Below are 25,349 nucleotides of genomic sequence, written 5' to 3' on the forward strand. Positions count from 1 at the left end.
TCCTTACCAGTAACCCCAAGGACAATCTCCGGAATCATCCTATGTGAAGTTAATCGGCGCTGTCAAGTTGTTTTCACGATCAATTCACGGTTTTGACAATAGCTTAAATAAAAGTTTATCAAATCTTATTGAAGTTAAGTGGCCAGATTGAAGTTAACCAGCTAGATAGAGTTGTCAAGTTTTCATAACATTTTCACTAAACTAACTATTCATATAATCAGTTTAGTAGTTATCAATAGTTTCACAATTACTTTACTTTCTCTTGATAAAATCTTGTTATAAACTTTAAACAAAATTCACAAGTACAGCAATGTCTCAGCTCCTAGAGAAGCTTTGTGATCCCTGATAGTGTGATCCGGTTTGTCAATTACCCTAGGGGTTATACCCCTCAATAATTCGCCAACTTAAATTCGCCAGCTTACAGACCACCATACTCCCTATCTGGTCGTCATATCATCGACCCTTAAATACTAATGATTAAAACTGATCGGGAGATGGGGAGAAGTAAGGGGAAGCAAAAACGCGGATATTGTTAATCATCACTCATCCTCAGGACTTGAGATCAATTAATCAACAGTTAACTTACCTATTTTTATGGCTCTTCCGTACTTGTTATGCTAAATTAACACTTTGCCAAAGGGACTGAGGCCGTAGGCCACGCGGGGCGCGTTCGGAGCAGGGACTTCGGAGCAGGAGGAAGAGGCAGCTATATGGGAAAAATTTATGGTTAAATAGCCTCATAACCCTTACACAGTAAGCTTTTCGGGGGGGGGGTAAACTATAAATTTAGCATAGTAGGTACTGAAGAACCGAAACTATTGAGTTAATATCTCTTTTAAAGAAAAAACAAGCAACTAATTTTTGTAACTATCTAGAAAGTCATCGAACTCGAATTATTAATTATAGTTACTATAAACTTCAGGAAATTTGCTCCATTGCCTGGGATCGTGTATGAATCTACAGTAAAGCAAATTGATCGAAGACTAAAAATTTCTGGGCGAGAGTGGAACTCGGAAAATGTTCCTCAAGTTCTTAAACATAGATGTGCTGATCTAAACAACTGTCTTTAGTGGCAGTCAAAAAGTGGCAGTCAAAAAGTAATTAAAATTCCTACCGCCTGTTTATTTTGAGGCTGGCTATTTGGGTCGCTCTCCCCTGTTTTTTGGGTTGCTCCCCCATGTTTATTTTGAGACTGGAGTTGTACTATTATATGCATTAGATTTTGGTAAGCATTCAGCAGTCAGCCGTCAGCCGTTGGCCACAGACCCAAAGCTGATAGCACCTCAAGTAGCGTGGTCACAGGCCCAAACCTGATAGCTAAATGCTTACTCAAGACAAGGTCAAAAACGGTAATTATTTTGTATAATTGATTTAGAAATGCTATAGGTAAACTACTTACTATAAGAAGCATAGCAAGAGGATGAACTTCTGCTATAAATTCTGCCACTCTAGTCTCTTTTGACAGTAACCTCTTGAATAATGGTTGCTTCATCCCCAGAGGCAGTTGCTGTACTTTCGGCTTGGACTACAACCGTACCATCTGCTGAAACTATCCATTTTCTGATTGTCTGGGAACGTCTCATGGTTACATCACTCTAGTTAGTAATTTTCGTTAGTTATTTTAGTTATGAGGTAAATTAAATTTACTTACCCCTGCTCTCTGCTCCGAAGCTCCCTGCTCTCTAAAACCATTAATAGCATTGGGATTATTCCCCAGTATTGATGGTACTAATTTCACTATGGATCATATAGTTAACTTCACTATTGAGCCACTCTTGAAACATACTCTGTAAAATTTCTTTAGACTTTTCTTCGGTTAATTCAGCTGGAATAAATTCTTCAACTAAGAAAAGATGATATCCTTGTTCGGTTTGCAGGGGATGAGTCACTTCTCCTGGCTGAACACTAAAGATAAGGGCAGCTATCTCAGGCTTAAAACTCCAACGAGGCAACTTTCCTTCATAGCCACACCGTCGCTGCCTTTCTGGGTCTATATCATAGAAATGAGCAGCTTCATAAAAACTGATTTCTCCTTCCTCAATCTGATAGAAAAGCTCCTGAGCAATTTCCTCAGAATCCACCAGAATTTGATAAACCAAAACTTGCTCAAAGTCCAGTCGATTTTGAGCAAAGCTTTTTTCCACATCTTTATAAAATAAGGACTCAGCAAGCTTTTGGGCAAGCAAGCGATCGCTAATTCCCGCTTCCCAATCCTCTGCTGTCACCATCTGATCTGCCAGCCAGGCCAATGTTTCTGCTGCCTTTTCCAAACGATTGGCATAACGGATCTCATCCGCCTGAGCTTGCACGTCTTCTGGTGTGACTGTTATCCCTCTTTCTTGAGCCGCTTTATTGATAACTCGTTGATACAAAACTTTTTGACAGATGCCCTTCAGATGCATCTCCTTTTTCAAGGAGTACATAATTTCCTCTGGAGTCACCGATGCTTTGGAAAGGTCAACCATTACACCCGATTATGAACTATAACTGGAACTACTTACAGTCTTGGTCAGAGTCAGCTGAGTTAACTGTCTGACTCTTATCATCATACAAAAAGCAATTCCTAAATTTTGCCAATTTGCCAAATTGAGGGCGGAGTATTTGCCAGCAAAAATCAAAGTTGAGACTTATCCCTCAATCAAAACACCTCGCCCCTCAATCCCCGTTTTGAAGCCAGCACACAGAAACTAGATTTTATTAAGCTGATAGCTTTAGAAGTATCTGCTAAAAAAGTTAGTCCTCGTGAAAAAAGCTTCCTGAATATCAGGTACTGAGAAGTTATCAGTACCAGCCCTAGCTTCAACAATACCCGCAGTGTTTGTGGCTTTATTAGCAGATGCTTGCACTGCACTCGTAGCCATGTTTCCCTTAGGATCCATGCTCATGGCATTACTCATAGTACTTGCTGCCTCAGAATTTACTTCCGATACAGATATAATTGCAGAATGACTACCGTTCATGGTTGTAAATGAGCCAGGTAACTCCCATAACCGAAAGTGATCAAACATAATCGTTAAACTCCTTTGTTACTAATGGAACGAGTTAAAAACATTTTAATTATTGAAAAATTCACTAATTTTTTTGCATAAATCGGGAACTTCGGATCAGGAATATTCGGATCGGGTAACTTGGAATCAGTGGACGATAATTGACAAAAACATTATCAGAAAAGCGATGGAGCCCTTAAAACCCTTGTTACTATTGCTAGCTTACCTATTGCTAGCTTGCCTATTGCCTTAAAAGGATAAGCAAAGTACCTCACCGAATTGATAACTGCTATATATTTGTTGAGTTATCCAATCAAACGATAAATCCCAAAGGGATCATGGACAGAATAACCCCAGTAATGACGATCCCTAGCCCTAGCCTCAGCTTTTGCCCTAGCTTCAGAAAAGAACTCGTCTACATGGATAAAGCTTTCTACGGAAGTATCGGTATGCTGAGCTAACGCATCGGCCTGAGCATTAGTGGCACCAATGCCAGGACCAGCGAAGGCTTCAGCAGTAGTAAAAACAAAACCACCTAAAATAGGGTGGTCTGTTGCCTGTAGCTCAAAATATTCTAATTGAGCAATTTTCATGAATGATTCTCCTGGTCAAATTAGGTAATAGTTAATTGTGATCGGGAGCATCTAAAAGCAACTAAATATAAAAGCAACTAAAAATGATAAATTGGGAGCACCGTTTTCTGTAAGTACCGAGCAAGATGCTCCCACTACCAATTACGTCCTTATTTTACTAACCACAAGCAAAATGCTTCCACTACCAATTCACAAAAATGGGATGCTCCCATTGTGATTAATGCTGCGGAAAGATGTTACTGATTTTTGCTTCATCTTTCCGCAGCATTGATAGCCTTAAGTCTCAAGGATTACTCTAAGCCGTTTTAGTAATAATGCTTCTTATTCTTAGAAGAACTAACAGATATTGTACTTAGGGTAGATTGAGAACCATGCTCAGTAGTGGTAGTACTGCCAGTGACGTTAGTGAAGGTCTTCTCACCAAAGGCTTGTGCGCGGCCATCAATCGTAGCTACGTTCTCTTCAATGTCAATACCGACGTTGATAAATTTGTTAAATCCGAAAGGGAAGTAAGGTTGGTAGTAGCCATATCCACCCACAACTTTGGGGTCTTCAGCAATAGTTTCTAAATGATTTAGATCAGAAATAATCATTATTTATTTCTCTCCTTTTTGTTTTTTAATAAAACTGCTTGTTTGACACTTCAATTAAACTATCAAAGTTCAAAATGTTTGTCTCGCTAATTTGGCAATTAACCTATTGAGTTCCGGTTTGATATAACTACTGATACTTTAGTATTTTGAAGTCATCAAAATGAATGAATTACACCTAAAAATGAGTGCAATAATCTTGATATAGAATTGAATTTAATGCATTATATTAGGATATGAATACACCCAGGTTTACAAATTACTTAATCACAAAAAGTTCCTGATTAAGTACTAACGGCTGATAGCAGAGAAGCCAATACCTACAGACTTGGAACCAGTTACTCCACCTTGCTCAATAGTGATGAAGACGCTTTCTTGCTTAGTAGCAACGTTATTACCTTTATCGCTAGAAGCTTCAGATGTAACACCACCTGAAGCGGTAATACCATTAATGTCTACACGAGAGATAATGCTGGTATTGAAAACTTCAGTTTCGGTGATGGTGCTGGTGGTGTTGAAAACGCTGGTGACATTGTTGTTGAATGTGATTCCAGCAATAGTAGTACCACCTTGAACTTGGCTAGCGTCAACGGATTCTAGATGGTTTAGATCAGAAATAAGCATTGATTTTCTCCTTTTTTATTGTTAATAATGGGCAAACCCATCTAAATTATAGAAACGTTACTCAGAAAAGATTTCAAACTTAATAAGTTAAAATACTTATCATATGAATCTCATATCCAGTAGGCATTTCAAAATAAGATGCGTTTACCCTGAATAATGAATCGAGGTTTACAAATTACTTAATTAGTAACTTGTCCTGATTAATTAATGACGGCTGATTCCAGAGAAGCCAATACCTACGGACTTGGAACCAGTTACTCCACCTTGCTCAATAGTGATGAAGACGCTTTCTTGCTTAGTAGCAACGTTATTACCTGCATCGCTAGAACCTTCAGATGTAGTACCACCTGAAGCGGTAATACCATTAATGTCTACGCTAGAGGTAATGCTGGTATCGAAAACTTCAGTTTCGGTGATGGTGCTGGTGGTGTTGAAAACGCTGGTGACATTGTTGTTGAATGTGATTCCAGCAATAGTAGTACCACCTTGAACTTGGCTAGCCTCAACGGATTCTAGATGATTTAAGTCAGAAATAAGCATTGATTTTCTCCTTGTTGGTTGTTGATGATGAATCGAGGTTTAGAAACTAATTAATCAGAAACTTTTCGTGATTAATTACTAACGGCTGATTCCAGAGAAGCCAAGACCTACAGACTTGGAACCAGTTACGCCACCTTGCTCAATAGTGATGAAGACGCTTTCTTGCTTAGTAGCAACGTTATTACCTTGATCGCTAGAACCTTCAGATGTAGTACCACCTGAAGCGGTAATACCATTAATGTCTACGCTAGAAGTAATGCTGGTATTGAAAACTTCAGTTTCGGTGATGGTGCTGGTGGTGTTGAAAACGCTGGTGACATTGTTGTCGAATTGGATTCCAGCAATAGTAGTACCACCTTGAACTTGGCTAGCCTCAACGGATTCTAGATGGTTTAAGTCAGAAATAAGCATTGATTTTCTCCTTCTTTGTTGTTGATTTTATTTCTGTGGAGCAGCTTTGTTTTAGCTGTTGATATAACTATATCCATATTCCCCTAGGCATGTCTCGCCAATTTGGCTTCAAGCTTTTATTTTTTGAAAATCACTGGATTTACTAAAAGGATGTAGTCAGCAGTAACCAATTCTGGATTAGTTCAAATAGATTGGTAATATTTCTGGGGTTTTAGTCAAGTAAATTCTTAGGAATAAACTGGTCATTATATCTAATATAAAAAAAAATGAACGCCACTTTGGCTTGAGATTGATGCTTGACTCCTCCCACAACTAAAGAGTGACTAGTAACCGATTCTGAATTAGTTCAAAGAGATGGGTAAGGTTGATGGGGTTTTAGTGAAGTAAATTATTAGTAATGAACCGGTTATTATATCAAATCTAATTAAAAATATGAACGCCACTTTGGCTTGAGATTGATGGTTGAATCCTCCCACAACTAAAGTAAGTGCTAAAGTCCGTGCTATGTCCAGTCATTAGTTAATAGCAAAGGGAACAGCGGATCACCGGAACAGGGAGCAGGGAGCAGGGAGTGTGGGAAGTGTGAGGAGAGGGGGCGTGTGGGGAGATCGGGAGATGGGGAGATGGGGAGATGGGGAGATGAAATTAATAATGTGTAGCCGTGTGAGCGCTAAGAATTGGTATAACCTGAGTTCGATATAAGCGATCGCTTGAGGAAAGACTAAGGAATACAAGGGTTGGGCAACTAGGCTAGATTAAGGCTTTCAGGGTTACGTCGAACTTAGGTTAACTAGGGATTAGCCACGCTTAAACCCTTAGATTAGGCCCGCTTAACCATTAACCGTGCCACCTAGCCCTCACCCTCAAAACTAAATTGACAGAGTACTAGGGCTGTTTTTACTAGGGCTGTTTCATTCCGGTCTGTGATCAGATAAAAAAACGCCTCGTCCATCAACAGGTGCGACCCGTGGCGAATTTAATTCGCCAACGAAAAGCGCACCTAATGGACAAGGCGGTTATTAATGAATTACTTTGACCACAGGCTTAGTCTGATCTGGTGTGGTGGTAAGCAGTGGCTGGTAATGACAAGGAGGATGGGTAGGAAAATGATTATACCTGCTCACCACAGGGAAACCAAACAGTCTTGCCGTAAATAATCGGTTAACTTCTTGAGGATGGATTCCTCTTCTTCCAGTTCAGTGATTAAGCACTGTTCTTGATCGCCACCGTGGACCTGTGAAGTTTTCTTGCCAAGGGTCTCTACATAAGCCAGATCTTTGATCTGGCTCAAACGCTGCCGTGCATTCAAGACTTTATTGCTATTGGTCATCATACTAGCTTGCTTCTGTAAGATCATGTCCCGGTTTTGTTTGAGCAAGCGGCTGTAGGTTCTAGAAGGCATGTAGTCTAGGGGGTTATGGCCTGCCAAGCGTAGCATTAACACACAAGCCCAAGAATATTTGCCATCAAGGATGGCTTCCTCGATCTCGCTAAACTTATCAATATCCATCATTTTGTCGAGCTTGGTATTGGCAGAAGGAATACGATAGGTCATGGTTATTTCTTATCCTGTAAGTCTAAAGGTCAATAGTTTATAAGCTGGGGTGCAGTTAACTTGCAGATTTCAAGGAATTACTAGCAAGTTGACTACTAAAAATTAACGGTCAACTGTTAACCGTCAACGGAAAACGATCAGTCAGTGATGAAAGTGATTTGAGAACAGAGCACTATAGATCGATGCCGCTTTTTTGCAGTTGTCGCATCGGATCCAATAAGAAATCGATAATCCGACGGCGGCGGATGATGATGTCAGCATTGGCGGTTTGACCAGCCTTAAACCGGATGATTTCATCCTCTTCAATCACATAGTCACGGTCGAGGGACACTTTCACCTTATAGACTGAACCCATTACTTGATCGGCTTTAGCATCGGAAGAGATGGAAATCACCGTGCCTTTGATGATGCCGTAATCCTGATAGGGATAGGCATCAAATTTCACTTGCACCGCCATTCCTTCGTTAATAAACCCTGCCTCGCGAGTAGGCAAACTTGCGGATAGCACTAAGGGGGCACCTTGAGGAGCGATTTCGGCGATGCTACGTCCCGGTTGCACGACTTCACCAGCATTACCAATGTTGAGGGAAGATATTATCCCATCCACTGGCGCTTTGAGAAACTTCTGTTTGAGCCTGGTTTTAGCAGTAGTAACCAGGGTTTCATTTTCAGAAATTCTAGCTTTGATTTGGGTCAGTTCCACTTCCAACTGTTGAATTTTCTGCTGTGCTTCCAGGCGAGTGGTGCGTCCCGTTGCTTGCCGATGCTCTAATTCTGCCTCTAGTCGCTTAATTTCTGCTAAAGTTTGTTGTAGCTCACCTCGGCTTTGGCTAGTCGCCGCTTCGCGATCGCGTATACTTTGCTGAGCTTGAAAGATCTGTTCGCGAGTACTCAAACCCTCTTGCAGTTTGCTTTCGGTAACAGCACTTTGGCTAGCACGAAAGCTTTGTTCTGCTTGAAATACCTGTTCTTTCGAGATTGCTCCTTCTGCCAACAGAGGCTTAAGGTTATCGAGTCGTTCCTTGAGAGCCACTACATTAGCCCGCCGTTGCTGGAGCAGTTCTTGGGCTGTCGCCTGCACCAGCTTCATCCGTTGTAATCGTTCGCGATTAGCAGCTTTAGCTAACTGATGTTGAATGATTTGTTGTCTAATTGCCGATGCACTAGCTTGTGCTCGTGCGATCGAAGCTTGTTGTGCTTGAACTTCTGCTTGGGTAATCTGCTCACGAGTTTCTACTTCTAGACGGGTTCTTTCAAGCAGTCCTTGCATCTGAACTAACCTAATCCGGTCTGCATTAAGAACTTTCTCTAAACGTTCTACTTCCTGAGTGGCAAGCTCTGTATCCAGTTCCACCAAGACTTCCCCAGCTTTAACCGCTTGCCCTTCTTTGACCTTAATACTAGCAATCTTGCCTGGCTCAATCGGGTCAACTTTATAAACGTCGCCTTTTGGCACTAAGCTTCCATGAGCTTTACCGACTTCATCAATCTGCCCAAACGTTGCCCAAGCCACAAATATCGTACAGAAGCTTAATCCACCCAACATCAAGAGCCGGGGAAGGTTCGCCGGAGGCTGGTCGAGGGTAGTTTGTATCGAGGTTGACCATTTGGACGTACTAGGAGCATTGGCAGTATTGCTTCCTACCTCTGTGCTGGGTGAGCCTGGCTCTTGGTCATAATCAGGTCTCAGGCGACCTGATGGCATTAAAACGACGTTACCCTGACGACTCGTAGCCGCCTCAGGTGGGGAGTTGATTGGTTTTGCTTGTGTCATGGTGGTAGATCACGCTAAATTAACATTTTAGGGAAATGACCAATGTTTTGGGAAAGAAAGCGACCAATTCTCGTGCTGCCCTTAGCTTCCCGGGGTGAGTTTGGTATTGTTGGGCAGGCCGAAATCTTTGGCATTACCTGACTCTACTTGCCCCTTTTTCAGATAGCTTCAATGCACCCCGAGATCAGAACTTAAACCCTTCCCCTTTAAGTAGCCGTCGGTCGGTCAAACCTATTGCCTGAGCACGCTGTGAGGTGTGGACTTGAGCAGGACTGACCCTAGGGTTAGGCTCTCCAAGTTACCTGCGTCTCACCTTTAGTGGGGTGCATGGGAATGAATTAAACAAAGGAATTGGAATTAAACTCTCCGGTGAGTGTGCGTCATGGAGAATTCTCAGGGGATTCTAAACGGTGGTTACGAAATGGGTGTGGAGCCATATCTGAACACGTTTTCATCCCCTTATATTCACACAGGGCTTTTCCACTTTTCTGATAAAAGATCAATTTCATCTGAGTATGTTGCTAAATTGGCAGATTTTTGGCAGCTTTTTACAAAGCTTGACATAGTGATAGCTAGCTTCAAATTTCATTAATTATTAGTCATTAGTCATTAGTCCTTTTCACATGACTGTGTTGCCAAATTGGCAAATTTTTACATAGTTTGATATAGTCATAGGTAGCTTCAAATTTTCTTAGTCATTAGTCCTTTGTGACTAACCAGGGTCTATGGGGATTTACAAATGACTAATGACTAAATAACTAATAACTAATAACTAATGACTAATGAGCACTTGTTAACGATCTATTAAAGATCTAGCTGCTGCTGTGCTAGATGATAGTAAAGACCTTGACGATCCATGAGTTCCTGATGGTTGCCTTTCTCGACCAGAACACCTCGGTCTAGGACAAGGATGCAGTCAGCATTGCGCACTGTAGAGAGGCGGTGGGCGATGATGAAGGTAGTGCGATCGCGACTAATGCGAGCTAAGTTTTGTTGAAAGCGGCGCTCGGATTCTGTATCTAGGGAGCTAGTCGCTTCATCCAGAATCAGAATCTTGGGGTTGCCCAATAGGGCTCGGGCTATGGCAATCCTTTGTCGCTGTCCACCAGAAAGGGTAGAGCCTCGCTCTCCTACTTTTGTATTATATCCCAAAGTCATACCTTGAATAAAAGCATGAGCTTCTGCTAGTTTGGCTACCTCTACGGCTTCATCCAGGCTGAAATCCGGTCGGTAGAGAGTGATATTTTCGACAATTGTCCCCGAGAACAAGAAACATTCTTGGGGTACCACACCCATTTGAGAACGCAAAGATTGGGGGGAAATATGGCGGATATCGTGTCCATCTATCAAAATACGACCATTAGTCGGATGATAGAGACCTTGCAGTAGCTTCACCAAGGTACTCTTGCCAGAGCCACTGCGCCCCACTAGAGCAATGGTTTCTCCAGCCCTAATCTGTAGGGAAATATTCTGTAGGATATTGCGATCCTCATCCTCGGAGTATCGGAAGGTAACATCTTCCAATATTACATCACCCTTAATCTCAGGTAGAACCAACATTGGTTCTTGAGGATTCTCCTCTGGCTTAGCAGATAAGACATCATTAAGCCGTTCTACAGACACCAAGATTTCTTGAAACTCATCCCAAAGATTCACTAGAGCCAAAATCGGACCAGTGACTCGGCCAATGAGCATATTAAACGCGACATACTGACCGATAGTAAGCTGCTCATTAATTACTAAGCTAGCGCCAAACCAAAGCAAAGCGGTGCTGCTGAGAGTATTAATTAGAGAACTAATTGACCCTAACCCGTTAGCCAGGTTTCTACCTTTAAATTGTACATTCAACTGATTGGTGAGGCGATCTTCCCAGCGCCAGCGCACTTCTTGTTCCGAAGCCGCCGTTTTCACAGTAGCAACCCCTGACATCATTTCCACTAACATAGAATTTTGTTGGGCTGCTTCTTTAAAGATTTCCCTGGACACCTGGCGTAGAAAGGGACTGGCAATCACAGTCAAGATGGCGATGGGGAAAATCGTTGCCAGCACCAGCAAGGTTAAGCGCCAATTGTAGTAGAGCATTAGTCCAATATAGACAAACACCATCACCACATCTAGCCAAGTCGCAATCGCTTGCTGAGTTATAAAACCCTGAATTTTTCCAGTTTCCTGAATTCGGGTCAGGATATCCCCCACCTGGCGGGATTCAAAAAACTTCAGGGGTAAGGTCAGGGTATGGTTAATGAAGCCACTGACGAAGGTGAGACTAAGCCGATTGGAAAAGTAGTCCAGCAAGTAGCGTCTGGTGAGACTAACCCCAATCGTCCAAAGGCCAAAGATGATTAGACCAATGGAGAAGACATTGAGAGTGACAAGGCTTCTGTTAATAATCACCCGGTCAAGAATGATCTGGGTAAATAAGGGAGTAATCAGACCAAAAACCTGAAGGATGAGGGTAGCCAAGATAATTTGCAGCAGGACTGAGCGATGGGGCCATAGCAATCCCCAAAACGGCCCTAAAGAACGTTTGTCGCTGGGAGTAATTGCTAGTTGGGGAGTTGGATCCAATAGCATGGCATACCCAGTCCAACTTTGGAGAAAGTCTTTGCGAGCAAGCGATCGCTTCCCCACTGCTGGATCGGCAACGAGTACCTTATTACCCTTTACCTGGTAGACAACAATATAGTGATCTCCTTGCCAGTGAGCAATCCAAGGATTACTCCGATCCGCTAAGCGACCTAAAGAAGCCCTGACTGGACTAGCTTGAAACCCTAAACTTTCCGCTGCTTTAGCTAAACCTTTGAGGGATGAACCAGAACGACCCACTCCCGCCAGTTCCCGCAGGGAGTTGAGAGCAAAGCGTTTGCCCCAATACTGCCCAATCATGGCTAAGCAGGCAGCACCACAATCAGAAGAAGCTTGCTGCTCAATAAAAGGATAGCGCTGCCAAAACCTTAGGAATCTCCCACCCGGCTTTGCTGGTTTGGGAAAATCAAAGCTTTCTGACTGACTGGGTTCAAGGGGCGTTTGTTGCTTAGGAGTTTCTAAAACTCGCCGAGTCGGTCGTGCTCTAGTCTGGTTTGCATGTGGTGACGGAGTATGGGTCTTGTTAACTACGCCTTGATCCGATGGAGATTTACCGTCACCATTTTTAGCACTTTGCCTGTTCTCCTGATCCGGTGACTCGGTGGAGTTAGCCAAAACTGGTGCGATCGCGCAAGCCGCTTGCCAATGCTCTTGAGGCAGCTGGTAAAGCAATACATCAGTTTGGGCAATCCAATCTGTGGGTACTGGCATCGGATATCCCCAACTTTCTCCGATGCTAGGAAATGGAGCAGAGGAATTTGCCTCTGTTCCTTCTGGCGTTCCCATTTGACCACTACGTAGCCAGCAATGACCAGCTTGGGAAGAGGACACCAGAGACTCCCCAGCCTCAATGCGTGTTTCTACGATGTAGGGCAACAGTTGATTTATGGTAACACCGTTAAGCGATCGCAAATTGGTCAAAGTCTTGAAGAAAATTAGGCATTGCCGGTGCTGGGCTTGTTTCCCCAGGATTTCCGACCACTTTGGCAACCGTTCCAACCAAGGCAAGAGTTGATTTAGGGAAATACGAGCAACTTGTCCTGAACTCGCTGCGATCGCTCTGTAAGGATAGGATAGACTACCTAAGAGATCATAGGCACCAAAAGTTTCCCCTTCTTCGAGTACCTGTATGGAAACCTCCCGCTGTTTTTCAGCATCAAAGCCTAGTAGTCGTACCCGACCCTGACAAACTAGGTAAAGATATTGGTGATCTTGTTCAATCTCAACAGAATCTTGGGATAGCTCTGGTTTAGTATAGGCAAGGATTTTATCCCCTAGCTGGAAGTGATCAAGGTCAAATGATTGACTAAATTCGTAGTTGAGCTTTGGATCGACTGAGTCTAGGGTCAAGCTTTGAAGCACCACTGATAAATTGCTAGCAGGGTCTGGGTTGATAGAAGACGGTGGTTTACTAGGCTCTGCTGAATCCCTGATTATATTCTTCATATGTTAAACATTGAAAATTGATTTTTAACAATTAACCATTTACAATTAACCATTTATAATGAACTACATTTATTTATCTAATAACTTAGTTTTTGTCAAGTCATTAACCGGCTAGTTACCAATAATTCACAAAAAATTCACAAATACTTTAAGTAAACTTCATCGAAACTTTAAATTCCCCCTAGAGCATCTGGTGTAAAGTAAACCCATAAGGGTTGGGGAAAGGGAGATAGGAGGTCAAGTCATCAGCCAGCTCATCAAGCCAATAGATGTCAGCTAGATCTAAGCAGATAGTGCGGTTGATGCGAGTGCAGTTCAACAGATTAAACGGGAAGACGTTGAAAACTAGGCTCTGCATCAATAATCAATCAAACTGACCTAGGCAGGTGGTTAACTTCAGACTTGATGAATCTCCCAACTTTCCCTAACCCTGACTAGACCTTACTAACAACCTGTGATTGTGAGACAGGGGTTTTGCCAACTGGATGCTTACCAGATTGACTATTTTCTTTGATTAAGCGATTGTAGGTTCGGTAAGGGATGTAATGGAGGGGGTTGTAACCAGAAAAACGCAGAACTAACACACAAGCCCAAGAATACTTGCCCGCGATGATAGCTTCTACGACCTGGTTAAGCTGCTCATTATTCATGACTTGTTCAGAGCTCGTAGAGGTTGACGTTGGTTGAGATGTTCTACTAGTTGATGGTCTACTAGTTATTGAGAGTAATTTTTTGGCCATGGTAGTCACCCAGAATTAACGACATCATGTAATGGTCTATACCCAACTGGCAAAGGGAAGTTGCCAGTTCACCGGGGTAATAATTAAGCCTTGGAACAGGTTTTGGATTATTGCAATTGAACCACGTAGCTGACTATGGGCTTTTAGCTCATAGTTGTTTGTCTAAACTTTGTATAAACACGCTTTGTATAAACACTTAAGCTACTACAAACTAGCGTGGGGGACAATAACAAACTCTCAACCCAAGGATTAATCGGTGGAATATGTTGAGGCTCACTCACTCAACATATTCCACCATGATCATTGGCCACAATCGATTTAACAACTGCTGGAGTAGAACCGACTTGAGTTTGAGATCGATTACCAATCTAAATACTTGCCAGTGGGGTTGAGTTTTCCCAATCAGCCCCATATGAGTCCCTTGTAATGTGGGCAGCTCAGTGATTGCAGTTATGTCACAAAATACTTTCAGGAGATTGAACATCCCTTGCAGTAAGCTGATTGCCCCCTTTTTTGCTCCCACCGAGACTGATACGTTTGACGATAGCACATCATTCCGGAAGCTGCTATCGTGTTCAATGCCTTCAGTGCCAACACCAGTGTCGGAGGTGTCAGATGTAAGAACCCTCAGCAATCGGTTCGAGATAGTTAACCCACAGCACTGCCAGCTATGGCTAGGGTCGTCAGTGGGATTTAAACCTACTGCTTTTAGGTTCAATTTGCTAAGCACCCCTGAAAACCTCTTAGTAAAAAGCTGGATTAGAGAACGCGGCGATGGCTTCCGCTTTCCTAATGGTATGTTCATGAGTCTGTCGGATGATTTTTTCAAAGTTGATGCTGTTGTGACACCTAATGTTACACCTAATTTTTCACAATACCAGAGGCTTGCCTACATAGAGTAAGCGCAGATGAGCGTGAAATATTGATCCTATTTCAGGCCAGTTACAACAACAAAAAATACAAACCCTCTTTAAATTCCTCTGTCTTTAGACAGAAAAATTTTATGTTGTCTGGAGTAAATCCCCAAACACCTAGACACCGAAACAGATGAGCACCTGAATTTACCAATATTATAGAGTTTTTATCTAGAGTTTCTGTGTGGCTAACTGCTGAGCTGAACGATTTGAGTATATCTACTCAGCCTTAGCTCCATAACGGCGATGGCGTCTAACCTGAAGTAGTTACAAGTTCTATTCAAAAAGCTGGCCGAGTGAGCTGAAACAATAAAATCAAGCTTCTTGAGCATAGTTACCCTCTTTGATTCTTTCAAAAAAGACAAATCCAAAATTGGATTGGTTTGGCTGTCAGGTTGATGAAGTTATATTTCACGCCGATGATCTTGAACCTGAAACTTTGTTCATCTACAAAAGGAAATCTAGTAAATTCAAGGGGTAATTGTCAAGCGAAAACTCACATTTCTTTTCTACATTCACATTTTGTTCATATTTTCTTCACAAAATTACCAAATTTACGCAAATTTCACACAATCTTCACGTAATCTTGAGTAAGCTGAGAAGGAAATCTAGGACCTATATGTCACCCTGCTCAACTTAAAGATAACTTTAATCAAATCTTTACTATATGTTTACTAAATCTTGCTCCACCCCCAATGTAAATTTTTGTGACAAATATCATGGTCAATCTGCCCCCTCTGTCCCCTCTTCGGGTCTATTCTCCCTCTAGGGTTACTGAACTAAGGAACTCCGTCAAGTGTAGTCGGGTCAGTGACCAATTCCCAATTCCCAATTCCCAATTACCTTCAATCATTGCATGAATCAGCAACGCCCTCCCTCTTGCCGATCGTCTTGGCTTTATGACGTCATAGAGATTGTGATAGTTGAACAAGGGGGGTGGCATCAGGGTAAGCGCAAGAATCAATAAGCTGTAGCTTATTGAGAAAAAACTGGGTTCATTATCAACTATTAAACTCTATTGAGAATCAAGTTCTACGAGATTATAGGGGTTTCGAGCCACGATCAACCGATATCCAGCCAATGCACATTATGGGCAATTTTTTCTGGCGCTTACCCTGGGGGTGGCATCAGGGAAAGGCAACCACAACATTGACTCATCTGTTCCGTTTATACCCCGTCGAAGTGTTAAAATCAACCATCATCTGTATTTTTACTAACCTATTCCTATGAGGCGGTTAAGACAACTCTTCCAAAAACTTAGAAATGCAGGCAAAGATGAGAATTTTTTATACGGGCTAAATCTGTTCGAGGGTTTTGTTTCCAAAGTTCTCTCTTTGGTGATGGTGGTGGTAATATTGGTTGCACTTAGAAGCCTAGTTATCTCACTAGTTAAAGAAATAACCAATCCAGAAGCAATAGTTTTGAGCAAAACACTTTTCAAAATATTTGGACTGTTTCTAAATATTCTCATTGCACTAGAAATTTTAGAGAATATAACCGCTTATCTGCGAAAACATGTTATTCAACTTGAGTTAGTTGTTGTTACGTCTTTAATTGCCGTTGCCCGTAAAATCATTATTCTTGACCTGGAAAAAACTTCTGGAAGCCAGGTAATTGGATTAGCAATTGCCATTATATCTCTATCAATTAGTTACTGGATTATCCGCAGTACTAGCACAAGAAAACTTCATTAATGAATAAGATTGAGAAGACTATGACTAATTTTTTCCAATTTGAAACGGATTTTGTGGATTCTTTACGGTGCATTCCTATGCAAGTGCGGATGAAATTAGATACTTGCGGCATCAAACTTAACCTGAGCCACTGGCATCAGTTTAATCAACACGAGCGTCAACAACTGGTAGAGATACCCTGCACTACGACTGAGTCAATCCAAAAGTATGGAGACTATGTTCAACACCTAGTTATAAACTATACAGGAAAACCGGCTTCTAATTTACCTGTTGACCCCCAAGCTCCCTGGATGAATTCTCAGGTAATTCCATCTACCGTGGCGGAAAAAGCTATGGAATTTGGAGTTGTAGTAACTACTCAACAGTGGGCAGCACTAACTCCTATCCAACGTTTTGCCCTGATTAAACTGACGCGCCCTAGTCATGAAAACAAAAACTTTTTACCAGCACTAAAGGAATTCCAATTAGTTTTTGTTAACCGTTAACCTACCCAACAAGGGACGCCTACGGCGAACACCCTTCAACAAATTCAGACCAAGTCAAATATGCCCCTTAAATCTGGATTAGCTTAACTGCTAGAAGTACCTAGCTGATCTACCAAGACCTGATCCTGACAAGACTGGTTTTGGGCTTTCTGTATTAGCTCTCGCATTTTATCAAGATTATCTAAGGCTGACTTAAGCTGGCTTTGACGTAATTCTGATGATAGGGTAGAGTGGTCAGCTAGGTTTTCTAGAATAGCTTGAATAGTGTTGAGCAGGATACACAGTTGATAATCTTGAGTGGTACCCAATTTACTTTTGGGGTATTTGAAAGCCTCACACTGTTGGGAAGTATTTAATGCTTGACCCTCTATGGGTTGTGACAAAATCACTGTTAGTTCTCTGTTTTGGTCTGTGTTTTGGTCTGTGTTGGGTGGCTCTGATTTATGATTAAACCTATCTCCTGATAAAGCGATCGCATTTTCTGCCACCTCCCCAGATTCTTCACCAGGGGGAATGGCTTTGTGGGATTTGTTCACGGATTCTTTGGCTGGGTCTAATTGCTCAACTGTTTGCTGCAATGTCTCCACAATCCCATACATTTCCATTGGGTCAAACACTCGCAGCAGGGTTGTTTGGGTGACAATACCAATTTCTTTACCCCAATTCCAAGAGACCACCAATCGCCGCACACGACGCTTTTGCATTTCCTGATGAGCTGTCCATAGAGAATCCTCCGGACTCAGCAGAAATAGAGGTGTACTCATCACATCCTGAGCCTGGACTTTAGACAAATTCAGCTTGAGAGACTGAAATTGGACAATATCCCGCTCTGTGACAATCCCCACTGGCAGACAGTTATCCTGTCCATGGTCAGATGTAATCACCACACAACTAACTCGGTGCTTATTCATGAGTCGGGCTAAACTCAATACTGAGACAGTTGGAAGGGCATTAACCACCTGGGGGGTCATCACTTCTGATACCCGCCGTAACTTGAGCAGATTGGCTGGTCGCAATACCTGGCGAATTCGCTCTGGTGAGACAACACCCACTAGCTGACCATGATCATCCACAATTGGTAAGTGGCGAATCCGAAACCGACGAAATATAAATAAGGCGGCAAAGATATCCCGACAAGCAGTTTGAGGAAAGGTAATCACAGGCTGTGCCATGACCTCAGCTACTGTTACCTCTTCAAAGTTAATTCCATTAGCCGTTAGCCGGACAATATCGCGCTCAGTAAAGATTCCCAGCAACTTGTCTGATTCCATTACCAAAACGCAGCTAGACCGTGGTTCACGAATGGTGAGCTGGTCTGATGGTGAGTGGAAATTGGGCAATGAACAACTTTTGCCTCCCTCCTGACTCATCAAAGCAATTATGTCTATTAGGAGGGTCTCAGGAGCAACGATTAAAGGCTGATCGTCAATTGCTTCTTCTAGGGTTGGGGCGCAGATAAGTCGGTCGTTGAGTTGCATAATTAATTTGATGGGTGAAATTCCGTGACCTACGACCGCCGCCAACCGCTTAAAACTATGGCGCTGGTGTATTTACTGAGCCTGGGTTTTTTTAGAGGGATGTTACGGACAAATCCCGTAAACCCATAAATAATATGCACATAACTTGTATAAAGGTATATAATAAATAGATGTTACAGCAAAATAACCTTTAACCCTTATATGACCTAGCTTTTGGCTTTTAGAGGTTGCCAGGGAGCCTGGGACTTTAACCATGTGGGCTTAGGGGCAAATAATTAGGCATTGCTGACCTAGCTTGGCAATTGTCCGATGGCATTGTCCAATGGCATTGTCCGATGGAATTGTCCGATGGAATTGTCCGATCAGGTTCTCTGGCTTATCTAACTTTGTGTTGAAGGTGTTCTAACTACTTTACCAGCTTGGAGCTTACTCTTTTAAGTTCCCTTGACTGGGGTTTTGAGGCAAAGTAGACAACCTAGGGGTTCTACCGTATAGCCGGTCTAAAACCCGTTTAACCGAGATCCGTTTCCACTGCTGACCACGCTTGGTTGTATAGCCATGGTGATTGAGCCAGTTAGCGATTTGTTGTAATGACTTGCCCGATTTATGGTGACGGCGAATTAACTCAATTACATGCTGTTCTTGGGGATCATCCACCAACTCACCATTTAGGGCCCGTTGACCGAAGGCCGGTGAACCATAACCTGCATAGCCACCCATAGTTGCCTTCGCTTGTCTACCTTGGTTTAGCCTTTCGATCAGGCTATCCCTTTCTAATTCCTCAGCAGCCATAACTTAATGCATCAAGCAACTTCATACAACTATGGTAAACCAAACTATAGCCTTAGCCATCCTGGTTATTACAGCTATTCAAACCGATTAACCGCCCCTCTTTTTAAGGGAAGATAAAAGTGGTAACTATGTTGATCATTGACCGTTGATCCTTGACTATAAGTTTGTGGTAGTTTTCAAAAATTTAAGGAGTATATCATGAGTACAGTGCCTTACATCAAAGACAGTGAATTTGATTCAATTTTAACCTATGAAGGGCCAGTAGTCGTGGATTTTACAGCCCCTTGGTGTGGTCCATGTCGTAAGATTAGTCCTTTCATGGAACAACTTGCTGAAGACTACAAAGATCGCGTTCAGGTCGTAAAAATCGATATTGATGCCGACAAAGCTACTGCCAAAAAATACAGGATACGCAGTATTCCTGCTGTGCTGATTTTTAAGGGCGGTGAGGTGGTAGAAAATATTGTAGGAGTTGTTCCCTATGAAAAATTTACTGCCGCCCTTGAAAAGCAACTTCAGGGTTAATTAAAAACAGAAAAATTTAAAAAACTTTCTGAATTATGAGTTAAATTCTGACTTATTTCCTTCAAGCAATGACATGTAAATGAGGAGAATCGGCAATGGAGACTACTCAATCAGTCCGATGTCCCAACTGTGGGAATATGGCTCAACGTCACTACTTAATCGGTTCTCAAGCATCACATTATGCTTGTGCTGGAGATCAGGTCACCAAAACTGAATGCCCAGTTTGTGACTATTTAATGGTGATGTGTGCTGTGAGCGGTAATGTGATTGAAGCTTACGCACCAGGTAGACAAGTTATGGCTAATTCCGGCAAATTTACCGAAGTAGTGAACAGAGAAAGGCCTGCTATGATAGAAGTAGGAATGAATCGCCGCAACAGGTTAGTGGCTAGTAGAAAATATCAATTAACTACTGTAGGGTAAAACAGGTAAGCTATCAGCTATTAGCTGATAGCTTAAGGCAAAAGGACACTGGGATATATCTTCTTTATTTGATTTCAATAATAGACAGTTGAAAGGCACAACAGCTTATCGAGTATATTGCTGAATTTTGGCTTGAGCTCTGGCATAGGCGGAGGTACCTTCAGGAATTTGTCTCAAATAATCCAAAGCCTTAGTGTAGTTGTTCAAAACAGCTTGATTATCAGCCATCTTTAATAGATAGTTAGCCCTAATTTCTTGCTTAGCGGTATAGTCAACAATTTTTGACTGAGCCTTAGCATAGGCATCGGTATGTTTAGGAATTTTTTTCAAATATACCAATGCACCGGTAAAGTCTTGCTGAGCGGCTCGATTGTAAGCCTGCTGAAGAAGAAAGTTCGCTTTGATGTTTCGCTTTTGAGTGTACTCAGGAACTTTTTCTTGAATTGTAGCGTAGGCTTTTGTTCCCTTTGGGATTTGTTTAAATGTGTTGAGTGCACCAGTAAAGTCTCTCTCGATAGCCTGGTTGTAAGCTTGCTCTAGTAACTGGTAAGCTTCCTTCTCAAGATTGGCTTGAGCTTGGCTGACCATAGGTTCTATTTGCTGTTGCCAGAAGACAATATTAGGAATCTGACTAGCCTGCTCAACTACCTCTAGCCACTTCTGTTGGTCAAAGGCGGTTTTGATGAGGGGGAATAGGGCTTTGGCATCTTTCCAATCCTTTTGCCACTGAGCGATCGCATTTTGAGCATCCTGATAGTCTTCACTATCTTCCGGAATCGATTTTACCAGGTTCAGTGCTGCTTCTAAATCTCCTTCCTGGTACTTTTGCTCAGCCTGTGCTAGCTTAGTTTCTGCCTGGTTGGGAGTCTTGAGTAAAAAGTAGCCTCCAGCTACGACTAATAAGGCTAGATATGTGGAAACTCCGATTGCGGTGAGATTAAGTCCACTAGCCCTTCTTTTAGGAATAGTAGGCACAGAGGGAAAATAAGTTTCCTCTGTTTCCTCTGTTTCCTCTGTTTCCTCTGTTTCCTCGGTTTGAAGAGTCTCTGGTTCAATTGGCTCAAGCAGAGTATCGTCAGTTTTTTCTTTGTAGGGGTTTGGGGATGTTGGTGGTGCTGGGGACATTGGTAAGTTTATAGATGGTTTAGAACTAGTTAAGGAATGGAGTGCCTCCAAAACCTGATCAGCAGACTGGTAACGGTCTTTGAAGTAATAGCGCACCATCTGCTGAATAATGGCAGCGAAATCTTTAGTGACTGTGGCGTAGTCCTGCCAAAGGGCTTCTCCGGTTAATGGGTCTTCTTCTAGCTGTATGGGTTTGAGTCCTGTGAGTGCCTCAATGCCAATCATCCCTACAGCATATAGGTCACTACAGGGACGAGGTTTACCCAGAACCTGCTCTGTTGGTATATACCCGAATGCGCCCAAAGCCGCTATGGCACTAAATTGAACACCAACTAATGGTGTCCGCACCTGCTTAATACCGCTAAAGTCAGTTAAAACTAACTTGCTATCGTCTGATCGTCGGATCAGATTGTCTGGCTTGATATCACCATGAATCACCCCTTGGCGATGGACAAATGCCAAAATTTCTAAAACCTCTTGTAGCAGAGTAATCAATCTGCTTTCACTCCAAGGTTGATTGAGTTCCTCACTCAGGGGTCGTCCAGGGATGAAATCTTGAACTATGTAGAAGCTATGGTCAATTTCTAGGCAATCTAAAATTTGGGCAACTTGGTCATGCTGACAGATAATCTCCAAAATTTTAGTTTCACGACGAAATATATCTTTTGCAGCTTGCCAGCAGTCAGGGTCATCACTAACAGGACGGAATTGTCTAACAATACATTGGGGATTTCCCGGTCGGTAAGTGTCTACCGCAATATAAGTTTGACCCCAGCTCACACGGTTAAGGATGTCAATAACTTGATAACGTCCATTGATTAACTGTTCTGGTCCTGCCCCTGGGCTAAACGCTAGTCTAGACATACGCTTCTTACTAACCGCTTACGTTGATGTTTCCTGTGAAAGTGTTATTCATGGTGCTTCACAGCAAGGAGAGGAATAGGCCGAAGGTGGCGAAGAATGGAACAATGGAAGAATAAAGTATTTCTGATCTCCGTGATCTGAGCTATTTCCCCTATCTGCCCATTAGACTAGATACTATTGAGCAGATTAAACAGCCCTAAGGGGGGACAGAGAGTAGAGACGGTAGAATTTGCCAATAGTTTCAGATCAGCCATCACGAATACCTCAGTACCGTTAGACACTCCTCAAGGAAAGTTACACTTAATCTATTCTTCAGCCATCAGCTGCTCGATCCGGATGCTCATAAACAAGCTCTGTGCAAAGGGGTGATGGAATAATGGAATAATGGGATAATGGGATAATAGGGTGATATGTAGTATTCTTTTTTGGATTTCATATTACTGTTGGCCCTTTTGCCTTTATGCTGGAAAAGGGGCGATAGTAAGACAAGTATGACCATTCATCAAAAACAATCAATCCAAATTTCTGTTGTTGGAGACATTCATCAACTGTGGGAAGCGGAAGATGCTATAGCTCTTGAGCAGTTGGGTGTGGATCTGGTCTTATTTGTCGGGGATTTCGGCAATGAGGCGGTGGATATAGTCCAGATGATTGCTGCTATTGACCTACCCAAGGCAGTGATTATGGGAAACCATGATGCTTGGTATACTGCCTCGGAATGGGGAAGGAAAAAGTGTCCTTATGACCATGAAGTAGAAGATAGGGTACAGCAACAGTTGAACCTACTGGGGTCAACCCATGTGGGTTATGGTTACCTTGACTTCCCAGATTTAAATCTCTCTGTAGTTGGTGCTCGCCCTTACAGTTGGGGCGGGCAGAGTTGGCGGAATAAGAAGTTTTACAGGGAACAGTATGGGATTAATAGCTTTTCTGAATCAGTGGAGCGCATTTTAGCAGCAGTGCGTAGTGCGGCTTACGAAACGGTAATCTTGATCGGTCATAATGGTCCGACGGGACTAGGTGATCAAGCAGAAGCTCCCTGTGGGAAAGACTGGTATCCTGCTGGTGGTGATCATGGGGACCCGGATTTGGAAGATGCGATCGCAAAAACCTATTCCTTGGGTAAAAACATTCCCTTAGTCACCTTTGGTCATATGCACCACATCCTAAAGCACACCAAAGACCGACTACGAACAATGATTGTTACTAGTCCGGAAGGGACTGTATACTTAAATGCAGCCAGTGTGCCTCGAATTATCGAAACTGATACAGACCGATTGCGGAATTTTTCGATAGTGTCTCTCAAAGGCGGTATAGTGGATCAAGTCTCCCTGGTCTGGGTGGGTAAGGATTACTCAGTAGTATCTAAAGAATTGCTTTACGAGACTTCTGAAGCGTTGGTGGTATAAAACTTTGTATAGATGGTCGCCATCCGAGCCCACGGATTGTTAATATAGATTTGCCAGGAGAGGTGGCAGAGTGGTCGATTGCACTCGACTTGAAATCGAGCGAGCCGAAAGGCTCCGGGAGTTCGAATCTCCCCCTCTCCGTTTTATAGATTATATTTGTTCAAAGTTGAGACTTGAGGGTTGAGGGTCAACCCTCAAATTTTTTCTTTCTTGATGCAAAGGGCGAGTCAGAAAGTAGGTTTAAGTTGATGTAGGGTGGGCAGTGCATCAGACAGATAATGAAGCTTGCCAAGGGGTTGGTAGGCACTGCCCACCCTAGGATTCTACGATTCATGACAATGGTGCAAGATCTCAGTTTAAGTAGGTTTAGTTTGCTCCATTGCCAATAAATCCCATTACTAGGCTGTCCGGAGCCAGGAAATGACTCAAGTGATAAGCTCGCTCTTCAGTCTTGAGCAAGATTTTCTCATAGAGATAGCGGGTGGCTCGATCGCCCAGGCTTTCTGCTTGAGCGGCTTGACTGCGTACTAACTGAATGATTGACTGCTCAGCTGCTAAGTCATGCTCTACCATCTGGCGAGAGTTGTAAACTCCATCAGATTCAGGAGTGAAGCAGCACAATTCAGCTAATTTGGCAAAACTAGTAGCTGGAATTCCTCCTAGTCCATTCAAACGCTCTCCTAAGTCATGGACATGGTCTTGAGCATCCTCGTAGCTTTCTTCAAAGAACTTATGCAAGGAGTAAAATTCTGATCCTTCCACAACAAAGTGGTGTTTTTGATATTGCAGATACAACCCTTGGAAGCTGGCTAAAGCTATGTTTAATCCTTCACAAACTGGGGTAGTAACGTTTTTTTCCAGCAAAATTGGATTGTCAGCAATTTCACCAAAGGAGCGTAGTAGACCCTGAGTTGTAGACATAATAGTGTTCTCCTATCGTTTTCATTAAGTGTGGCTTATTGCCATGCTTTTAAGTAGGCTAACACATATCATTTTATTTAACCTAGACTCTGAAATGTCCCTAATAACACAATTTTTAACTTTTTCAGAACCTCTATTGAGGATAATTTGTGATAGATTAGTTGAGATAGATTTTCTATTAGTCACGACTCCGTGAACGGGATTTGTCTTGGTTAAATCGGCTTAAACCCAGCAAATTATAAAGATTCAGTCCACAAAAATGGCCATTTTTAAGGTTGATTAAAGAAAAACAGTGTTCCTAGAGGTAAATAACTATGTCTAAGTTTAAAGAGCCAGTCTCAGAGTTTAGTGTAGTAGGACAGTTATTAGACTTTGTCATTAAGGATGGCTATAAAATCAAGTACTTAAGAATTACTGTTTCAAATATCGAATATTGGATTAAGTTATCTAAACCTCTCAGAAAGAGCTTGGATCCAGCCATTATCCCTGGGGCGTGGATTGAGGTGAGTGGCACCAGCAAACTAAAGCTCAAAACTGGGAAACTGAAACTGAAAGCCTATGAGGTGAGCCTTGCTGCTCCCCCCCACCAGCAGCCAACAACTGTTTTGGTTCCCAAAACTCCCACCCGGAAAGCGAGCATTTTAGTTTGTCAGAAATCCAGTTGCCGGAAACGGGGGGGTCAAGCGGTCTGTAATGCGATCGCATCGAGTTTAAAGGACCATGGTTTAGAAGACCAAGTCAAAATTAAAGAAACTGGCTGCCTCAAACAGTGCAAACATGGCCCCAACCTGGTGATGATGCCAGACAAAGCTCGCTACAGCGAAGTGGCTCCCCAGCAAATTCCCACCCTGATCGAACGACACTTTGTCTGAAG

General features: G+C 42.6%; 22 protein-coding genes, 1 tRNA gene and 3 pseudogenes. 8 read left to right on the forward strand and 18 right to left on the reverse strand.

All coding sequences use genetic code 11. The features are described from left to right. Positions 1-811 precede the first annotated feature (811 nt). Positions 812-1,070 (forward strand): annotated as a pseudogene (locus tag LYNGBM3L_RS37585) (ISKra4 family transposase); the annotation flags it as partial. 378 nt (positions 1,071-1,448) lie between these two features. Here LYNGBM3L_RS37585 and LYNGBM3L_RS49220 read toward each other — a convergent pair. The 14 genes and pseudogenes from LYNGBM3L_RS49220 to LYNGBM3L_RS31790 all read right to left on the reverse strand — a co-directional run bounded on the left by LYNGBM3L_RS49220 (position 1,449) and on the right by LYNGBM3L_RS31790 (position 14,576). After that, positions 1,449-1,583, reverse strand: coding sequence for a hypothetical protein (locus tag LYNGBM3L_RS49220; protein ID WP_008191076.1), 135 nt, complete (start codon positions 1,581-1,583; stop codon positions 1,449-1,451). 123 nt (positions 1,584-1,706) lie between these two features. Then, positions 1,707-2,465, reverse strand: coding sequence for a foldase protein PrsA (locus LYNGBM3L_RS31730; protein ID WP_008191078.1), 759 nt, complete (start codon positions 2,463-2,465; stop codon positions 1,707-1,709). Between the two features lie 246 nt (positions 2,466-2,711). Beyond that, on the reverse strand, positions 2,712-3,008 hold the full coding sequence (locus tag LYNGBM3L_RS31735; protein WP_008191080.1) for a hypothetical protein: 297 nt from the start codon (positions 3,006-3,008) through the stop codon (positions 2,712-2,714). Between the two features lie 284 nt (positions 3,009-3,292). Continuing rightward, positions 3,293-3,580: a hypothetical protein gene (locus tag LYNGBM3L_RS31740; protein ID WP_008191083.1), complete on the reverse strand. Its 288-nt coding sequence runs from the start codon at positions 3,578-3,580 to the stop codon at positions 3,293-3,295. A gap of 305 nt (positions 3,581-3,885) precedes the next feature. Continuing rightward, positions 3,886-4,173 (reverse strand): hypothetical protein, encoded by a 288-nt coding sequence (locus LYNGBM3L_RS46280; RefSeq protein ID WP_008191084.1) that lies wholly within the window; start codon positions 4,171-4,173, stop codon positions 3,886-3,888. Positions 4,174-4,461: 288 nt separating this feature from the next. Then, entirely contained in the window at positions 4,462-4,794 is a 333-nt protein-coding gene (locus LYNGBM3L_RS31750; protein WP_008191086.1) for a hypothetical protein, read from the reverse strand. Positions 4,795-4,998: 204 nt separating this feature from the next. Next, positions 4,999-5,334: a hypothetical protein gene (locus LYNGBM3L_RS31755; RefSeq protein ID WP_008191088.1), complete on the reverse strand. Its 336-nt coding sequence runs from the start codon at positions 5,332-5,334 to the stop codon at positions 4,999-5,001. Between the two features lie 78 nt (positions 5,335-5,412). Beyond that, the gene (locus LYNGBM3L_RS31760) at positions 5,413-5,745 is read right to left on the reverse strand and encodes a hypothetical protein (RefSeq protein WP_008191090.1); all 333 of its coding nucleotides are present in this window, start codon (positions 5,743-5,745) and stop codon (positions 5,413-5,415) included. 1,120 nt (positions 5,746-6,865) lie between these two features. After that, on the reverse strand, positions 6,866-7,300 hold the full coding sequence (locus tag LYNGBM3L_RS31765; RefSeq protein WP_008191092.1) for a HetP family heterocyst commitment protein: 435 nt from the start codon (positions 7,298-7,300) through the stop codon (positions 6,866-6,868). Between the two features lie 172 nt (positions 7,301-7,472). Continuing rightward, entirely contained in the window at positions 7,473-9,074 is a 1,602-nt protein-coding gene (locus LYNGBM3L_RS31770; RefSeq protein ID WP_008191094.1) for a beta-barrel domain-containing protein, read from the reverse strand. A gap of 804 nt (positions 9,075-9,878) precedes the next feature. Further along, positions 9,879-13,106, reverse strand: a complete 3,228-nt coding sequence (locus LYNGBM3L_RS31780; RefSeq protein WP_008191099.1) for a peptide cleavage/export ABC transporter — start codon at positions 13,104-13,106, stop codon at positions 9,879-9,881. A 181-nt stretch (positions 13,107-13,287) separates the two neighbouring features. Further along, complete coding sequence (locus tag LYNGBM3L_RS44755; protein ID WP_008191101.1) at positions 13,288-13,464, reverse strand: hypothetical protein; 177 nt, start codon at positions 13,462-13,464, stop codon at positions 13,288-13,290. 139 nt (positions 13,465-13,603) lie between these two features. Then, positions 13,604-13,756: pseudogene (locus LYNGBM3L_RS50720) on the reverse strand (HetP family heterocyst commitment protein); the annotation flags it as partial. Between the two features lie 367 nt (positions 13,757-14,123). Beyond that, positions 14,124-14,576 carry a hypothetical protein gene (locus tag LYNGBM3L_RS31790; RefSeq protein WP_008191104.1) on the reverse strand — a complete coding sequence of 151 codons (453 nt, stop codon included), beginning with the start codon at positions 14,574-14,576 and terminating at the stop codon, positions 14,124-14,126. Positions 14,577-15,986: 1,410 nt separating this feature from the next. On the opposite strand from LYNGBM3L_RS31790, the gene LYNGBM3L_RS31795 reads away from it, so the two are divergent. After that, positions 15,987-16,454, forward strand: a complete 468-nt coding sequence (locus LYNGBM3L_RS31795; protein ID WP_008191106.1) for a phosphate-starvation-inducible PsiE family protein — start codon at positions 15,987-15,989, stop codon at positions 16,452-16,454. A 20-nt stretch (positions 16,455-16,474) separates the two neighbouring features. Continuing rightward, positions 16,475-16,939 (forward strand): nitrate reductase associated protein, encoded by a 465-nt coding sequence (locus LYNGBM3L_RS31800; protein ID WP_044495739.1) that lies wholly within the window; start codon positions 16,475-16,477, stop codon positions 16,937-16,939. 452 nt (positions 16,940-17,391) lie between these two features. Here LYNGBM3L_RS31800 and LYNGBM3L_RS31805 read toward each other — a convergent pair. Together LYNGBM3L_RS31805 and LYNGBM3L_RS31810 are read right to left on the reverse strand one after the other, a co-directional pair. Then, positions 17,392-18,417, reverse strand: a pseudogene (locus LYNGBM3L_RS31805) (CBS domain-containing protein); the annotation flags it as partial. A gap of 426 nt (positions 18,418-18,843) precedes the next feature. Beyond that, positions 18,844-19,209 (reverse strand): recombinase family protein, encoded by a 366-nt coding sequence (locus LYNGBM3L_RS31810; protein ID WP_008191111.1) that lies wholly within the window; start codon positions 19,207-19,209, stop codon positions 18,844-18,846. Between the two features lie 198 nt (positions 19,210-19,407). Here LYNGBM3L_RS31810 and trxA point away from each other — a divergent pair, with 198 nt between their 5' ends. Both trxA and LYNGBM3L_RS49645 read left to right on the forward strand, forming a co-directional pair. After that, positions 19,408-19,734, forward strand: coding sequence for a thioredoxin (gene trxA / locus LYNGBM3L_RS31815; RefSeq protein ID WP_008191112.1), 327 nt, complete (start codon positions 19,408-19,410; stop codon positions 19,732-19,734). Between the two features lie 95 nt (positions 19,735-19,829). After that, on the forward strand, positions 19,830-20,156 hold the full coding sequence (locus LYNGBM3L_RS49645; RefSeq protein ID WP_063747961.1) for a hypothetical protein: 327 nt from the start codon (positions 19,830-19,832) through the stop codon (positions 20,154-20,156). Between the two features lie 105 nt (positions 20,157-20,261). On the opposite strand, the gene LYNGBM3L_RS31825 is transcribed toward LYNGBM3L_RS49645, so the two are convergent. Further along, positions 20,262-22,145 carry a protein kinase domain-containing protein gene (locus LYNGBM3L_RS31825; RefSeq protein ID WP_008191116.1) on the reverse strand — a complete coding sequence of 628 codons (1,884 nt, stop codon included), beginning with the start codon at positions 22,143-22,145 and terminating at the stop codon, positions 20,262-20,264. A 491-nt stretch (positions 22,146-22,636) separates the two neighbouring features. On the opposite strand from LYNGBM3L_RS31825, the gene LYNGBM3L_RS31830 reads away from it, so the two are divergent. Next, a complete protein-coding gene (locus tag LYNGBM3L_RS31830) occupies positions 22,637-23,554 on the forward strand; it encodes a TIGR04168 family protein (RefSeq protein ID WP_008191118.1) in 918 nt (305 codons plus the stop codon). Between the two features lie 56 nt (positions 23,555-23,610). After that, positions 23,611-23,695 (forward strand) — tRNA-Ser (locus LYNGBM3L_RS31835). Positions 23,696-23,920: 225 nt separating this feature from the next. Here the strand turns inward: LYNGBM3L_RS31835 and dpsA are convergent. Continuing rightward, entirely contained in the window at positions 23,921-24,475 is a 555-nt protein-coding gene (dpsA, locus tag LYNGBM3L_RS31840) for a DNA starvation/stress protection protein DpsA (protein ID WP_008191119.1), read from the reverse strand. A gap of 314 nt (positions 24,476-24,789) precedes the next feature. Between dpsA and LYNGBM3L_RS31845 the strand changes: the two genes are divergently transcribed. After that, positions 24,790-25,347 carry a (2Fe-2S) ferredoxin domain-containing protein gene (locus tag LYNGBM3L_RS31845; protein WP_008191121.1) on the forward strand — a complete coding sequence of 186 codons (558 nt, stop codon included), beginning with the start codon at positions 24,790-24,792 and terminating at the stop codon, positions 25,345-25,347. Positions 25,348-25,349: the final 2 nt, after the last annotated feature.

The sequence above is a fragment of the Moorena producens 3L genome, from assembly GCF_000211815.1.
GTDB classification, from domain to species: domain Bacteria; phylum Cyanobacteriota; class Cyanobacteriia; order Cyanobacteriales; family Coleofasciculaceae; genus Moorena; species Moorena producens.